The organism is Sphingomonas sp. PAMC26645 (assembly GCF_004795835.1).
Taxonomy (GTDB): Bacteria; Pseudomonadota; Alphaproteobacteria; order Sphingomonadales; family Sphingomonadaceae; genus Sphingomonas.
The window spans coordinates 3,507,563-3,522,311 of sequence record NZ_CP039249.1; the positions used below are offsets into that span (position 1 = coordinate 3,507,563).

The following is a 14,749-nucleotide window of genomic DNA, read 5'->3' on the forward strand; positions in this document are numbered from 1 at the left end:
GGCTAAGGTGTCGGCATGACCGATACCGCCACGCCGCCTGCACCGACGCCTCCGGCCAAGGAGCGCCCTCGCCTCGCCTATCATCACACGCCTGCGGCCGAGGGCGTGGCCGGACCGACGATCGTCTTCCTGTCGGGCTATGCGTCCGACATGACGGGGACCAAGGCGGTGACGCTGGAGGCGTGGGCGAAGTCCGAGGGACGCGCGTTCCTGCGGTTCGATTATGGCGGGTGCGGGCAGAGCGAGGGCGCGTTCGAGGACCAGACCCTGGTCGACTGGCGCGACGACGTGCTGGCGATGATCGATGCGCTGGTGGAGGATTCGGCGATCCTCGTCGGATCGTCGATGGGCGGCTGGCTGATGCTGCTGGCGGCGAAGATGCGGCCCGATCTGGTCAAGGGTCTGGTCGGGATCGCGCCGGCGCCCGACTTCACCGACTGGGGCTTTACCACCGACGAGAAGATGGCGCTGCTCAGCAACGGCCGGATCGAACGCAAGAACCCCTATGGTCCCGAGCCGACCGTCTATACGCGCCCCTTCTGGTCGTCGGGCGAGGCCAACCGGCTGATGTTCGGTGAGATCGCGTTCGACGGCCCGGTCCGGCTGGTCCAGGGGCACCGCGATCCAGACGTGCCGTGGCACCGCACCGCACGCCTCGCCGAGCTGTTGCGTTCAGCCGACGTGCAGACATGGCTGGTCAAGGACGGCGACCACCGCCTGTCGCGTGACAGCGACATTTCCCTCATCATTCGGGCGGTCGAGGATGTGATCGCCGCCTTATGATCTTGATAGTGTTGCTTGCCGCTGCGCAGGGCGCCGCCCCCAGTCCAGCCGCCGCTCCTGCTGCCGGCCCCGTCGATGTGCAGGGTGGTCGATTCGCTCGCTGCGCCGCCCTGACGCAAAGCGACCCCGCCGCCGCACGCGCCGAGGCGGGGCGCTGGCGAATCAGCGGGGGACGGTATTTCGCACGGCAATGCGCCGGGCTCGCCTTCGCCGTCGAAAAGAATTGGCCGTCGGCCGCAGCCGAATTCGAGGAAGCGGCGCGGGAGGCTCAGATCGCGAAGGACACGCGAGCAGCCAATTATTGGGCACAGGCGGGCAATGCATGGCTCGCCTCGGGGCAGCCCGCCAAGGCGCGTGTCGCGCTCGATTCGGCGCTTACCGCGGGATCGCTGACCGGACTGCCGCTGGGTGAAGCGCAACTGGATCATGCGCGCGCGCTGGTCGCGGCGGGAGAGCTAGATGCGGCGCGGAGCGATCTCGATCTAGCGCTGACCACCGCCGGCGCCGACCCGCTTGCGTGGCTGTTGTCGGCGACGCTAGCCCGTCGGATGGGCAACATTCCGCGCGCCAAAGCAGATATCGCACAGGCCTTGAAGCGCTCGGCCGACGATGCGTCGGTTCAGCTGGAAGCGGGGAACATCGCGGCGTCGGCTGGCGACGAAGCGGCTGCGCGGGAGGCATGGGGAACGGCTGCGAAATTGTCGCCGACGACCGATGTCGGACGCAACGCGGTTATGGCGCTCAGGCAGTTCGACGCTGCGAAATAATCCGGAATGCTGGGCCAGTCGCTCACGACCGGCCCGGCATTCTCATCAGCGGCGGACCATCGTGCTGCGTGCGATCTTGCTCACCAGACCGGGCAGACCAGGATAGCTCGCCTTGTGATACGGCGAGAGCGCGTCGAGTTCGGCGGTGATGCGGCGGTGAGCCTCGCCGAGTGCATGGTAGGGTAGACCCGGCAACAGGTGATGCAGCGCGTGGTAGCGCAGACCAACCGGTGCCCACAGCGCGGGCAGCAACGCCGGCGGCGGGACGTTGACCGTATCGAGATACTGCGCGGTTACCGTCATCGGCTCGCCGTCATTCTCCCACAGATGCGCGACCAGCGTGCGGACCTGATTAAGCACCGCGAATGCCGAGGCGACGACAAAGATCGTCACGAACGCGCGCAGCGGCAGCACGCCGGTCACCGTAATCGCGATCAGCGTGATCGCCCACAGGCTCGCAGCAATCTCGAGCCGATCCCAATAAGCCTTTGCCTCGCCTTCAGGGGCGCGGCGGCGGAACTGCGGGTTGATCGCGAGGGCCGAATAGCGCTCGACGATCATCGTCCGCAGCTTGGGCGACAGCAGCGAGATCGGCGACAGGATCGCGAACCGGATCAGCAGCGCGATCGGTGCGAGCGCCGACACGACGATGAACAGCGGCAGCGTCCACGGCTTCATGAGCGCGAGCGGCAGGTATTCGGGATCCTCGACCGTGCCGTAGCGGGTCTTGGCGTGATGGAGGTTGTGGACGCCCTCGTACATGAAGGACGGGGTCATGAGCGGAATGCCGACTAGCACGTTCCAGCCGAGCCGGAAGTTCGAGACGGACGCATGCTTCATGTGGCTGACTTCGTGAATGAAGCTCAGACCGCGGTAGAGCCCCAGCATCGCCATTATGCCAGCAACGATCACCACCGGCGTCGACGTCGAGGTGGCCGCTACTGCCAGCGCACCATAGCCGACCACCATCGAAGCGATCAGGTCGGCCCAATAGATTGCCGGGCGCGGCTTCACCAGATCGCGCGTCAGGTCGGCAGCTGCACGCAGCATCGCCTTGTCGTCGGCAACGCGCTCCATCCCTCCGACGCGGGGCGAACCCGCGGGAATGGAAGCTGGAGCGGCCGTGCCGCGAGCGAGGCTGAGCGATGTGTCCATGGGCATATCCATTGCCCGAAGATAGTGGCGGTACCGTGGCATTTACAGGCCGCACGGATGCCACCGTGCCGGAGGAAAGCCGATCACTCTGACAGGGTCTTGCGATGACGCAGGTGTCACTCGCCTTTATTCGCTTCGCTGGGTAGACACGCGCAACTGCGTATTTGGGAACACGACATGGCCAAGCTCATCATTCGACCGGTCGAGACCAAGAAGGACCGCAAGATCTTCATCGATCTGCCGTTTCGTCTCTATGCCGACGATCCCAATTGGGTGCCGCCTTTGAAATCGGAAGCGCTGGGGCTGATCACGCCCGAGAAGAACGGCTGGTTCAGCCATGCCAAGGCGCAGTTGTTCCTGGCGGAAGAGGACGGCCGCGTGGTCGGGCGGATCTCAGCGCATATCGATACGCTCGCGCTGACCATGCCGGCCGAGCAGGGGTTCGGGCCCGGCGTCGGCCAATGGGGCCTGATGGAAGCGGAGCGGCAGGACGTGTTCCAGGCGCTGCTGGAGCGCGCCGAGGCATGGCTTCGCGAGCAGGGCATGACGCGTGCGCTGGGACCGATCAGCATGTCGATCTGGGAGGAGCCGGGCCTGCTGATCGACGGTTACGACCATCCGCCCACGATCATGATGGGCCACGCCAAGCGGGAATATCGCGGCTGGATCGAATGGGCGAACTATCGTCCGATCAAGCAGCTGATGACCTATGAGGTCGACGTCACCAAGCAGTTTCCGCCGATCGTCCAGCGCATCATCAAGTCGGGCGAGAAGAACCCGCGGATCAGCGTGCGCAACGTCGACAAGACCAAGTTCGAGGAGGAGGCGGCGATCATCCTGTCGATCCTCAACGACGCGTGGCGCGACAATTGGGGGTTCGTGCCGCTGACCCCGCCGGAGATCAAGGACGTCGGCGTGAAGCTGAAGCCGATCGTGTTCAACGACCTGATCCGGATTGCCGAACTGGACGGCAAGCCAGTCGCGTTCATGATCACGCTGCCGGACCTGAACGAGGCGATCAAGCCGCTGAACGGGAACCTGCTGCCGTTCGGTTGGGCCAAACTGTTGTGGTGGTTGCGCAAACCCAAGGTGCGGACGGTGCGCGTGCCGCTGATGGGGGTGGTGAAGGAACTGCAGGCGTCGCGGATGGCGAGCCAACTGGCCTTCATGATGATCGAATATATCCGTCGTGCCTCGGTCGAGAATTACGGTGCGCAGCGTGCGGAGATCGGCTGGATCCTGGACGACAACCAGGGGATGCGGTCGATTGCCGAGACGATCGAGAGCCGGGTGAACAAGGTGTACCAAGTGTACGAGCGGGTGCTGTAACGCGCGCCTCTTCTTTGTCATCCTGACGAAAGTCAGGACCCAGGGTACCAAACGCTGCTCCATTTTGGCTCTGGATCCTGACTTTCGTCAGGATGACGGAAGGCATTGTGCCGCTAATCCCGCCTCCCCTTGCCAAGCGGAATCTTGAGCGTCACCGCGGCCCCCTGCCCGCTTGCGCCGGGTAGCTGCGTTCGGATCGCGTGGACGTTGCCCGTGCCGCCATCCGGCAGCCGGAACGACAGCGGGTCACCCCGCGGCGGCTGGACCGGTGCGGGGAGCGTCGCCAGCCTTTGGTCGGTCGAACGCGCGCAGACGACGATCTCGCCATCGGGGTCGGTCTGGACCGGACACGGCATCGTCGGCCTAACAGGCCTTTTGCGTAATTCGGGGGGAAGCGGCGGCCCGGCTACCGCTTGGAGCAGGAGCAGGCCGGCCAGCATCTAGAAGCGCCGGGATATGCCAGCATACAGCCGCGCATCCGGGGTGTTCGCGTTCAACCCCGCTGCGCCGAATATGTCGAACTGGAGATTGTCGTTCGCCATCCAGGCCAGCGAAAGCGCCGCGACCGCCTGCGTCTCATGCTCCTGCGGATCGTCGTCGCGGAGCGCCTGCATCTCGCCGGTCAGCGTGAAGGCCTTGTCGAGTTTCACCGCCAGGCCAGCGGTCGAACTGTACGCGAGATGCCGGCCATTGCCGTCCTGATCGACCGCGGCATCGATCTCCGGCGTCAGGTCGAGCGAGACCGTGTCGGATATCTCGTACGTGACAGGGACGAGGAAACCTGCGCCCCAATCGCCGGCGCCGATCGACGAGCGACCGACCGGCAAAGTCACGAACGGCAGCACCGATACCGACAAGCCGGCGCCGTCGGGATTGTGGAGATTCGCCTTCATCCCGAGCGATACGTCGCCGACACCGTTCACCGTATCGACGCCGGTCGAATCGCGCATCCGGTCGTGCCCGAACGGCGTCCAGCCGATCCGCGCCTCGATCGAGTCGCTCACGCCGACGCGAACTAGCGTGTCGCCGAACAGAATGTTGTCCTCGCGCGAGCCCGGCTGGTCGTCGCGCGTCCAGTCCGCGATCGACGTCTCGACCGAGATTTTGCCGGGCGCGATCGTGCAGGCCGGCGTGTCGATGCCAGGACGATCGGGGCAATATTCGCGGTCCTGCGCCATTGCAGCGCTGGAAAGGCTCGCCAAGGCGATACCGAGAAGCAGCCGCTTCATCGCAGGCGAACCCAGGTCGGCGCATGGTCGCTGGCCTTTTCCCGCCCGCGATAGGCCTTGTCGACGCCGGCATCGATCATCCGGTCGGCAGCCTGCGGGCTGAGCAGCAAATGGTCGATCCGGAACCCGGCGTCGCGCTGCCACGCGCCGGCCTGGTAATCCCAGAACGTCCATACGCCACCCTTGGGGAATTGCGTGCGGAGCGCGTCGGTCCAGCCCTGTGCGACGAGCGCGCGGTAATGCTCGCGGCTTTCCGGTTGCATGAGCGCGTCGTCCTGCATCGCGCGGACCGAGAAGGTATCGTCGTCGTTGGCAATGACGTTGTAGTCGCCCGCGAGGATGGCCGGCCTTTCCTCCGCGAGCAGGACGCGCGCGCGGGCCGCGAGGCGGTCCATCCAGCGGAGTTTATAGTCGAACTTCGGGCCGGGCTGCGGGTTGCCGTTGGGCAGGTAGAGCGCGGCGACGATCAGGCCGTCGATCTCCGCCTCGAGGTAGCGGCTGTGCTCGTCCTCGGGTTCACCTTCGAGTCCCCGCTGGCGCACGACCGGCGTGCCGCTCTTCGCGAGGATCGCGACGCCGTTCCACGCTTTTTGGCCGTGCCAGACCGCGCCATAGCCGGCGGCTTCGATATCGGCGATCGGGAAGGTGTCGTCGCTCGACTTCAATTCCTGGAGACAGACGATGTCGGGCTGGTCTTCAGTGAGATACTCGATCAGCCGCGGCAACCGCGCCTTGATGCCGTTGACGTTGTACGTGACGATTTTCATGGCAGTCTCAGACCGAGAAGCTGGAGCCGCAGCCGCAACCCGACGCGGCGTTGGGGTTCTCGACCTTAAATGCCGCACCGGCGAGCGACTCGACGTAATCGACCGCGCAGCCACGGACGAGATCGATGCTGACGCTGTCGACGACGAGCTTCACGCCATCATGCTCGGCGATAACGTCATCGGACTCGACCGAATCGGCGAACCCGAACTTGTACTGGAACCCGGAGCAGCCGCCGCCGTCAACCGAGAGACGCAGGATCGCCGGCTTCCCCTGCTTGACGGCGATCGCCGCGACGCGCGCCGCGGCGGAGGGGGTGAGGATGATGTCTTGGACCAGCGTTGCCATGCGCTGGAGATAGGAGGTTGCGCTATCCGCGGCAACCTTGGGGTTGATCAGTCCTGCGCGGCGGGGCCGCTCGTCGAAACCGGGATCGCGTTTACCGAGCGGTCCTGCGCTGCGAGCAGGTAATCGGCGGTGGTCAGGAAGGGTACCGGGTTGACCGCGTGGCCGTCGATGCGGACTTCGTAATGGAGATGCGAGCCGGTCGAGCGGCCGGTCGAACCCATCAGCGCGATCAGCTGGCCGCGAACGACGCGGGCGTTGTCGCCGACGAGGATCTTCGACAGATGGCCGTAGCGCGTCGCGATGCCCTTGCCGTGGCTGATCTCGACCATGTTGCCATAGCCGCCCTGGCGACCGGCGTGCGCAATGATGCCGTCGGCGGTGGCATAGATCGGCGTGCCGATCGGGCCGGGAATGTCGACGCCGGCATGCATCGCCGCGGTGCCGCGAAACGGATCGGAGCGAATGCCGAAATTGCCGGTGAACGAAAGCGAGTGGACCGGCTGAACCGACGGGATCGCGATCACACCCTGCTGCGTCGCGTCGAGCTTCTTCCAGGTCTGGAACAGCGTGCGGAACTGCGCATCGGCGCGGAGATCGGCGGTGGCTTCCTCAGTATTCGCGGCGATCATCGGACCACCGGTTGCAGCGACGTGGTGCGCTATTTTGGAAGCGACGACCTGAGCCTGGGCGGTCGTGCCGACCGTGGTCATCCCCATCATGGTTGCGGCGATCGCCAACCGGCGGAACGTGAACGACTTGGACACCATCGACACGGCCTTGAGGCGCGTCACGATGGCTGCTGCGGTAAATTCGACCATTGGTCCCCGACACAAAAATGCAGGGCCGTTCGCTTCAAGGCGGACGGCTCCGAAACTCTGTCCTGACTCGCAGCCCCTCCGCGCACCAGACACTGTGGGTTAGGCCGGATACCGCCGTTCCGGGCAAGAGCGCGACGTTAACGGCGCGGCGGAACGGCAGGTTGATGCGGCGAGTTGATGCAAATTGGGACGATTGCGAGGGAACAGTAAGCCGACGACGGCATCGGACGTGAAATGTCGGCGAATCTTCGAACGTTACTGCAGGCTGTTCAGAGCGCCTTGGCGGCAGCCAGAACCGCTTCGGCATGGCCCGCCACGCGGACCTTGTGCCACGCCTTTGCCAGCGTGCCGTCGGTGCCGAACAGGAACGTCGCGCGCTCGATCCCCATATACTTGCGACCGTACATCGCCTTCTCGACCCACACGCCGAAAGCGTCGCAGGCAACACCTTCGACATCGCTGGCAAGCCGGACCGCAAGTTCATGTTTTGCCGTGAATTTTGCGTGCGATGCGGGACTGTCCTTCGACACGCCGACAACGGTTACGCCCGCCGTTTCGAACGCGTCGGAAAGTGCGGAGAAGTCCTTAGCTTCGGTGGTGCAGCCGGCCGTGTCGTCCTTCGGGTAGAAATACACCACCAGCGGCGCGCCGAGGCTCGCGAGCGAAACCACGGCGTCATCGATCGTCACCGACACGTCAGGGATCTTCGAACCTTCATCCATCCTGCTCTCCCGTCACCTGCGCCCAGAACTGGCGGACCTCCTGCCGCGTCGTTTCGAGCGTGGCAACCACCGCTGCCCAGTCCGTCACGCCGATCGCGCGCGCGATGAGATCCTCCGTTGCATGCCCCGGCGGCGCGGCATCGGGCGCGACGAGCCGCAACGTCACGAGCAGGCGGGTGAGGACGTCGTGCGCCGGGCGGAGCGACGGCGGGACAAGGTCCAGTTGGATCAATGCATCGATCGCCCCGCCAAGATTGGGATCGAAACCGGCCTTGTTCACGAGCTGGACGACATGGGTCGCGAATTCGAGATCGACGAGGCCACCGGGAAGCAGCTTGGCGTCGAGTGCCCCCTTGGGCGGCTTATGCGCGGCCATGTCGCTGCGCATCGTCCGTGCGTCGGCGATCACGTCGCGCGCCGGTCGATCGCCTTCGAGCACGCCGCGGACGATCGCCGCCACCGCATCCCGAGCTACGGCCGATCCGAATACCGGGCGGGCGCGGGTGAGCGCCATGTGCTCCCAGGTCCAGGCATCCTCGCGCTGGTAGCGGGCGAAGCTGTCGAGCGTGACGACCAGTGGCCCCTGCCCGCCCGATGGCCGCAACCGGGTGTCGATCTGATACAGCGGGCCTGCCGCGGTCGCGACCGACAGAGCGCCGGTCAACCGCTGGGCGAGACGGTTGTAGTAGAGCGTTGCACCGAGCGGTTTCGGACCCTCGGACTCGGCGGAGAAGTCGCCCGTAAACAGATAGATAAGATCGAGATCGGACGCGTGGGTCAGCATCGCTCCGCCCATTCGACCGAGCGCGAGAACGACGAGTTCGCTGTCCGGCACTTGGCCATGGACCTTGGCGAATTCCTCGATCGTCGCAAAGGCGAGGACGCCGATCGCCGCCTCCGCGACCCGTGCATAGCCTGCCGCGACGTCGAGCGGATCGGACACGCCGGCGACAATCTGTGCCCCGAGCGCGAATCGAAGCTCGCCGACGACGCGGCGGACATGGTCGAGCCGGGACTGATAGTCGCCGCCCGCCTCGCCCGCGCGCATGACGGCTTCGAGGGCGGCGACGTCGCCGACGGGTTCGAACGCCGTCGCGTCGATCAGTCCGTCGAGCAGATCGGGGCGACGCCCGAGATCGTCCGCGAGCGTGGGCGCGTGACTCAGGATGGCGGCAAGCAACGTCGCCAAGCCCGGTCGCGCCTCTAACAAGCGGAAGATGTTGATGGCGCTCGGCAGGCGTTCGAGCAATGCGTCCAATCGGAGAAGCGCCGCCTGCGGGACGGGCGCGGTCGCCAACGCGGGGACGAGAGTCGGCAACACCGCCTCCAGCGCCTCACGCGCGGCCGGACTGCGCAACGCGGGATAAGCGCCACCCCGCCACGCCTCGATCCGCCGACGTGCCGATTCGGGCTCGTCGAACCCTGCCGCGGCGAGATCGGCTTCCAGCGTCACGGCATCATGCGAGAAGGCCGGGCGGACGGTGTCGTCGAGCGCATCGTAGATCCGGCCGGTCGCCGTGACGCGCGGTTCGAGCAGCGCTAACAGCGCGCCCGAACCGTCCAACCCGTGCAGTTTCGCCACGCGGTCGAGCGCGTCGCCGGTCGGCAAGGCGTGCGTCTGGCGATCGTCGATCATCTGGACGCGGTGCTCGATCGTCCGGAGCAGCGTGTAGCCCTCGATCAACGCAGTCGATTCGTCTGTGCCGATCCAACCTGCTTCGGCCAGGCGGGATAGGGCATCGCGCGTTGCGGGCGCGCGCAGGGCGGGATCGCGGCCGCCGTGGATGAGCTGGTGGATCTGCGCGAAGAACTCGGCTTCGCGGATGCCGCCGCGCCCACGCTTTAGGTCATAGCCGGGGCCGAACGCCTGGCCTTGCGAATGATGATCGCGGATCCGCGCGGAGATGCCGCGGATTTCGCCGATCGCGCCGAAATCGAGCGCGCGACGCCACACGAACGGGCGGATCGCATCGAGGAACCGCTGGCCCAACGCAATGTCACAGGCCGCGGCGCGCGCGCGAATGAAGGCGGCGCGCTCCCACGGCAGCGCCTGCGCCTCGTAATAGCCGATCGCCGCATCGATCGGCAGCGCGATCGGCGTGATCTCGGGCGATGGCCGCAGGCGGAGGTCGACGCGCAAGACATAGCCGTCGCCGTCACGCGCCTGGAGCAGTTCGACGACTCGCTTGCCGATCCGGACCGCCGCCTCTTCCGGCTCCTCGCGCGGCCGCCTTGGCAGCGTCGCTGGGTCATACAACAGGATCGGATCGATGTCCGACGAGTAGTTGAGTTCGCTGCTGCCCTGCTTGCCGAGCGCGATCGCGACGAAGCCGCGTGGTTCGGCGCCAGGGGTCCGTTCCTCGATCGCGGTGCGGATCGCGGTGTCGAGCGCATAGTCGGCGAAGCGGGTCAGCGCGCCGGTCACCGCAGTGAGATCGAGAACGCCTGCCAGATCGCCGATCGCGACGTTGAGGGCCATTGCGCGCCGTTCGATCCGCAGGCGACGCGCGACCGGCATGTCGGCTTCGGCACTCGACAAGGAGAGGTCCAGCTTGCCAGCCGCCAGCGATCGCGCCAAGTCCGGCTCACGGTTGAGGACCATCGTCAGGAATGGGGACCAAAGTCTTGCGCGGTCGAGTGCGGCGTTTATCGCCAGTTCAGGTGAGACTAAAGCCATGCGACATCGCTATAATCCGCTACCTACGCATGTCACGACAAAGCAACGAAAACGCTATTGGCCCGTTGTAGCGAACATGACTTACGCATTCCTCACGATTAGGCGCGAAGAGAACGGCCAGCAGGTTGTGCGCCGCCCCCGCGCGACCGATGTGATCGGTCACGCGCTGCGTGGCGCGTTCGACGACACGCACTCGGTACCCGACGATATGATGATGATGTTGCGCCGCCTGGACGCGATGCCGCATCGCCTCAACTGAGCGATGCGGCCTCCGTTAATTGGATTTAGCGACCGCGGCTAAGTTCTTCGACATCGCCCATGATCGAATCAAGTGCGGTCTTGCTCGTATCCGTCTCATGATCGCGTCGCGATGGTAGCGAACCATCGGTGAGGATCGTTTCGAGCGCAACGCGACCACGCGCAACACGACTCTTGATCGTGCCCACGGCAACGCTGCAAATCTCGGCCGCCTCTTCATACGCAAAGCCACCCGCACCGACCAGGATCAGCGCTTCACGCTGCGGCTGAGGGAGATGCATCAACGCACGCTGCATATCGCCCAGCTCGACGTGACGATCCTGGCTCGCAGGCGCAGCGAGGATACGGTCTGCGACCAGATCGTCCCACTCGCCCTTGAAGCGCGCACGCCGCATCTGTGAAAGATACAGGTTGCGGAGGATGATGAACGTCCACGCGCGCATGTTCGTCCCAGCCTGAAACCGAAGACGCGCGGCCCAAGCCTTGAGCAGCGTTTCCTGCACGAGATCGTCGGCCAAGTCCCGGCTACCCGACAGCGAGCGACCGAACGCGCGCAAATGCGGGATCACCTGGGCAAGCTGAACCTTGAACTCGGCATCCGACAAGGAAACATGCTCGACCGGCTCGACAACGTTCTCGATTTCGTCATCCACGGGCGAAGCAGGCTGGGTCATGGTAATCCGATCAATCCCGATAAAACACTGCCGTACGCGGGCGACAGACATAGGCACAGGTCGCGGGAAATACCAGCGACCCGTTCATAATCCGGCTCAGCGCAGGATTATAAAGCCAAAGATAACAATGACCAAGACGAGGGAGATCGCCAGGATGTACCGGGTCATGTGCGGCGTGGCGCCAGCCCGTGCATCCTCGGTATCGATATGAATTGGTTCGTTCGGATCAGCCATAGTCACCAAACTCGCGAAAAACGTTTTGGGTCCGTAACCGTCTTGCGGTCACGAACCCGATACGCGCCGCCGCTTCAGACGGTCGGGACGGTCGCCTGGTCGAAGAACAGTGCCTGGCTGATCGCGGCCTTCACGGTCGAACGCTGGAACGGCTTGGTGATCAGGAACGTCGGCTCGGGACGCTCGCCGGTCAGCAGACGCTCGGGGAACGCGGTGATGAAGATCACCGGGACCTCGAATTCGGCCAGGATGTCCTTGACCGCGTCGATGCCCGAGCTGTCGTCGGCGAGCTGAATGTCCGCGAGCACGAGGCCGGGACGCATTTCCATCGCCAGGGCGACGGCTTCGTCACGCGTAACCGCAACGCCGGTGACATCGTGACCAAGATCGCGGACGATCGTCTCGATATCCATCGCGATGATCGGCTCGTCCTCGATGATGAGGACCTTGGCGCGGGTCTGGTTTTCGATCTCGGACAGCGCGTCGGCGACTAGATCGTCTACTTCGCTGGTATCGACTTCGATCAGATACGCGGCGTCCTCAGGCGTGAAGCCTTCCATCGCGGTCAGCAGCAGTGCCTGACGCGACAGCGGAGTCATCCGTGCGAGGCGAGCGCGGGCAACGGCTTCGTGACCCTCCGCATCGCCGACGCTCTCGTCACCGACCTCGTCGAAGTTTGCAGAGTTCCAGATCGCCTGGAACATGCGGTACAGGCCGAGACGGGGGTCAACGTCGCGGGGGAATTCCCCGGGCGCGGCGACGATCGCCTCAAGCGTGGCGCGCACGTATTTGTCGCCGTGCATCTGGCTGCCGGTCAGGGCCCGGCCGTAGCGCCGCAAAAATGGAAGGTGCGGTGCAAGTTGCTGTCCAAGAGACATGGGTAACGAATACTCCCTGATCCTACGCGGCCCCTCATGTGTCGGGTGGCTCGCGTCATTGCAATGGTGTCGGTCGAAAATGCCCCGTGTCCACGCCATCGCCACCAGGTATCGGCAGCAATCGAGCGGAGATGCGTATTTTTCGCTCGGATGTGGAACCATCCAGACGCTATTTGGTTTCACGAACATGTTTCGCGAGTATGTAGTCCGGTGCCCAAGGGCGCAGTTTTGCTCGTCATCACAGATTGGTTTGCGTCGTGCAGGGGGAAGTTTTGAGTTTGGGCCACGACACGGAGAAGACAGTGCCTGCAACGAAACCCGCCAAGGTCCCTGATAAGGACCAACAAATGGGTTCGGCGTTGCGCTCGGTGTATCAGAAGACCGTGGACGAGACGATCCCGGACGACCTTCTCGAACTCCTCGGCAAGCTGGACTGACGGTGGGCCGCGAGCCCATAGCGACCGCTGTAGATACGACCTCCCCGGAGCTAGCGCCGCTAAACAAACGCCGCCTGCTGTCCGCGATGGGCAGTTTACCGACCGGCGCCAAACTCTTTCTGATCATCAGTGCGGCGCTCTTGCCGCTGGCCTTGATCGCGGTGTTTGCCACGTTGCAGACGACGCGATTGGCTGATGCAGAGGCGCGTGCTCGGTTGCGCGTGACGGCGGATGAAAGCGCGCGCGCCATCGCGATCGAACTCGTCGGCGACATGACCGCGCTTAGGGTTGCGGTGAACGCGCTCGGAACCGATCCTGCCGATGCCCCGAGCTGCGCACGCGCCCAGGGCGTATTTGCGCAGCAATCCTCTGCAGGGACCCGCTTCATCATCACCGACCGCGCAGGCCATGTCCTGTGCGGCGTTCCACTGCCCAACCCAGTGACCGTGCGGCAGGACAACATGCCCGTGGCCGCAGCGATCGTCCCCGACAATGGACTCATCCTCGCGATTTCCGGTCCCAGCGGCGACACGTCCGCCCGCGCCTTCTTCCCCCGTGCCTTCCTGGAGAAGATCGGGCGCCCCTCGACGCGCGCGTCCGCGTTCAGCAGCGCGATCGTGCTCGACGAGGACGCGCTTCACCTCGAGACGATTGCCGACGAGCGCCCGCTCGATCGTATGGAGACGATGCGGACCGAACTCGGCGTCGCTGGGCTTGCCTTGCGCACCAGCATTCGCAGTGCACCAGTCACGTCGTCCTTGATCGTGGCGATGCTGTTGCCGCTGTTGATGTGGATCGCCGCGGCGAGCATAGCGTGGTTCGTGGTCGACCGGCTTTTGATCCGCCCGCTCCGCCGCCTGCGCGGTGCGGTCGCCGCCTTCACGCCCGGTGAGGAACTCGACTTCGGCACCGTCCACACGCTGCCCGCACAGGAAATTCGCGAACTGGGAGAAACTTTCCAGTCGATCAGCCGGACGGTTGCGTTGCACGAGGCCGGCCTTGCCGAAGGACTCGTGCGCCAGACCAAGCTTACGCGCGAGGTGCACCACCGCGTGAAGAACAACCTTCAGGTTATCTCCAGCCTGATCAACTTTCACGCCCGCAGCGCCCCCAGCCCCGACGCCACCGCAGCTTACTCGTCGATCCAGCGCCGCGTCGATGCGCTGGCCGTGGTTCACCGCAATCACTTCGCCGAGCTCGAGGAAAACCGTGGGCTGAACCTGCGGACGATGATCGGGGAGCTTTCCGCCAACATCCGCGCGACAGCGTCGGATCGCTCGCACGGCCTGGGCATCACGCTCGATATCGATCCGTATCTGGTCAATCAGGACGTCGCGGTCGCGCTGGCGTTCCTGGTGACGGAGACGATCGAACTGGCGATGAGCTGCGATCCTGCAGCGCAGATCAGGATTGTCGTGAAGCCCGCCGACAAGCTCGCCGACAAACCCGACCGGGCTGTTGTCCGCGTCGTTTCGCGTGCGCTGGTCGAGAGCGATGCGTTCCGAGAGGCCCTGTCGCGCTATGGTCGCGTCATGGAAGGCCTTTCGCGCCAGTTGCGGTCGCCTCTCCACCACGATCCACTGGTCGGCGCGTACGAGATCGCCTTCGCCATTACCGGGCGCAACTAAGCCTTTTCTGCAACATCGGCTGATCCATATCAAACGACGCATTTAAT

The 14,749-nt window shown here is 64.8% G+C and carries 16 protein-coding genes and 1 pseudogene; 6 read left to right on the forward strand and 11 right to left on the reverse strand.

The window, feature by feature from the left end:
* The first annotated feature begins 15 nt into the window (after positions 1–15).
* Both E5673_RS16120 and E5673_RS16125 read left to right on the forward strand, forming a co-directional pair.
* Positions 16–783, forward strand: coding sequence for an alpha/beta hydrolase (locus tag E5673_RS16120; RefSeq protein WP_136190788.1), 768 nt, complete (start codon positions 16–18; stop codon positions 781–783).
* Entirely contained in the window at positions 780–1,550 is a 771-nt protein-coding gene (locus E5673_RS16125) for a hypothetical protein (protein WP_136190789.1), read from the forward strand. The genes E5673_RS16120 and E5673_RS16125 overlap by 4 nt, the downstream gene beginning before the upstream one ends.
* 45 nt (positions 1,551–1,595) lie before the next feature.
* On the opposite strand, the gene E5673_RS16130 is transcribed toward E5673_RS16125, so the two are convergent.
* The gene (locus tag E5673_RS16130) at positions 1,596–2,717 is read right to left on the reverse strand and encodes a fatty acid desaturase (protein ID WP_247599431.1); all 1,122 of its coding nucleotides are present in this window, start codon (positions 2,715–2,717) and stop codon (positions 1,596–1,598) included.
* 165 nt (positions 2,718–2,882) lie between these two features.
* Between E5673_RS16130 and E5673_RS16135 the strand changes: the two genes are divergently transcribed.
* Positions 2,883–4,034, forward strand: coding sequence for a GNAT family N-acetyltransferase (locus tag E5673_RS16135; RefSeq protein ID WP_136190790.1), 1,152 nt, complete (start codon positions 2,883–2,885; stop codon positions 4,032–4,034).
* 113 nt (positions 4,035–4,147) lie between these two features.
* Here the strand turns inward: E5673_RS16135 and E5673_RS16140 are convergent, their stop codons facing one another.
* The 7 genes and pseudogenes from E5673_RS16140 to E5673_RS16170 all read right to left on the reverse strand — a co-directional run bounded on the left by E5673_RS16140 (position 4,148) and on the right by E5673_RS16170 (position 10,593).
* Positions 4,148–4,390, reverse strand: coding sequence for a hypothetical protein (locus tag E5673_RS16140; RefSeq protein WP_136190791.1), 243 nt, complete (start codon positions 4,388–4,390; stop codon positions 4,148–4,150).
* Between the two features lie 84 nt (positions 4,391–4,474).
* Positions 4,475–5,263 (reverse strand): transporter, encoded by a 789-nt coding sequence (locus tag E5673_RS16145; RefSeq protein WP_136190792.1) that lies wholly within the window; start codon positions 5,261–5,263, stop codon positions 4,475–4,477.
* Complete coding sequence (gene xth, locus E5673_RS16150) at positions 5,260–6,030, reverse strand: exodeoxyribonuclease III (protein ID WP_136190793.1); 771 nt, start codon at positions 6,028–6,030, stop codon at positions 5,260–5,262. Before xth ends, E5673_RS16145 begins: the two co-directional genes overlap by 4 nt.
* A gap of 7 nt (positions 6,031–6,037) precedes the next feature.
* Positions 6,038–6,376 carry an iron-sulfur cluster insertion protein ErpA gene (erpA, locus tag E5673_RS16155; protein ID WP_056057508.1) on the reverse strand — a complete coding sequence of 113 codons (339 nt, stop codon included), beginning with the start codon at positions 6,374–6,376 and terminating at the stop codon, positions 6,038–6,040.
* Positions 6,377–6,423: 47 nt separating this feature from the next.
* Positions 6,424–7,020 (reverse strand): annotated as a pseudogene (locus tag E5673_RS16160) (M23 family metallopeptidase); the annotation flags it as partial.
* 443 nt (positions 7,021–7,463) lie between these two features.
* Positions 7,464–7,916: a peroxiredoxin gene (locus E5673_RS16165; protein ID WP_136190794.1), complete on the reverse strand. Its 453-nt coding sequence runs from the start codon at positions 7,914–7,916 to the stop codon at positions 7,464–7,466.
* On the reverse strand, positions 7,909–10,593 hold the full coding sequence (locus E5673_RS16170) for a bifunctional [glutamine synthetase] adenylyltransferase/[glutamine synthetase]-adenylyl-L-tyrosine phosphorylase (protein ID WP_247599433.1): 2,685 nt from the start codon (positions 10,591–10,593) through the stop codon (positions 7,909–7,911). The genes E5673_RS16165 and E5673_RS16170 overlap by 8 nt, the downstream gene beginning before the upstream one ends.
* 76 nt (positions 10,594–10,669) lie before the next feature.
* Between E5673_RS16170 and E5673_RS16175 the strand changes: the two genes are divergently transcribed.
* Positions 10,670–10,852 carry a hypothetical protein gene (locus tag E5673_RS16175; protein WP_056057498.1) on the forward strand — a complete coding sequence of 61 codons (183 nt, stop codon included), beginning with the start codon at positions 10,670–10,672 and terminating at the stop codon, positions 10,850–10,852.
* Between the two features lie 25 nt (positions 10,853–10,877).
* On the opposite strand, the gene E5673_RS16180 is transcribed toward E5673_RS16175, so the two are convergent.
* From E5673_RS16180 to E5673_RS16185, 3 genes are all read right to left on the reverse strand, one after another.
* Positions 10,878–11,525, reverse strand: a complete 648-nt coding sequence (locus E5673_RS16180; RefSeq protein ID WP_056489136.1) for a sigma-70 family RNA polymerase sigma factor — start codon at positions 11,523–11,525, stop codon at positions 10,878–10,880.
* 96 nt (positions 11,526–11,621) lie between these two features.
* Positions 11,622–11,759 carry a hypothetical protein gene (locus E5673_RS19755; RefSeq protein WP_162236661.1) on the reverse strand — a complete coding sequence of 46 codons (138 nt, stop codon included), beginning with the start codon at positions 11,757–11,759 and terminating at the stop codon, positions 11,622–11,624.
* Between the two features lie 74 nt (positions 11,760–11,833).
* A complete protein-coding gene (locus E5673_RS16185; protein ID WP_136190795.1) occupies positions 11,834–12,637 on the reverse strand; it encodes a response regulator in 804 nt (267 codons plus the stop codon).
* Positions 12,638–12,984: 347 nt separating this feature from the next.
* Between E5673_RS16185 and E5673_RS19760 the strand changes: the two genes are divergently transcribed.
* The gene (locus tag E5673_RS19760; RefSeq protein WP_162236688.1) at positions 12,985–13,074 is read left to right on the forward strand and encodes a NepR family anti-sigma factor; all 90 of its coding nucleotides are present in this window, start codon (positions 12,985–12,987) and stop codon (positions 13,072–13,074) included.
* Positions 13,075–13,160: 86 nt separating this feature from the next.
* Positions 13,161–14,702: a sensor histidine kinase gene (locus tag E5673_RS16190; RefSeq protein ID WP_136190796.1), complete on the forward strand. Its 1,542-nt coding sequence runs from the start codon at positions 13,161–13,163 to the stop codon at positions 14,700–14,702.
* The last annotated feature ends 47 nt before the right edge of the window (positions 14,703–14,749 follow it).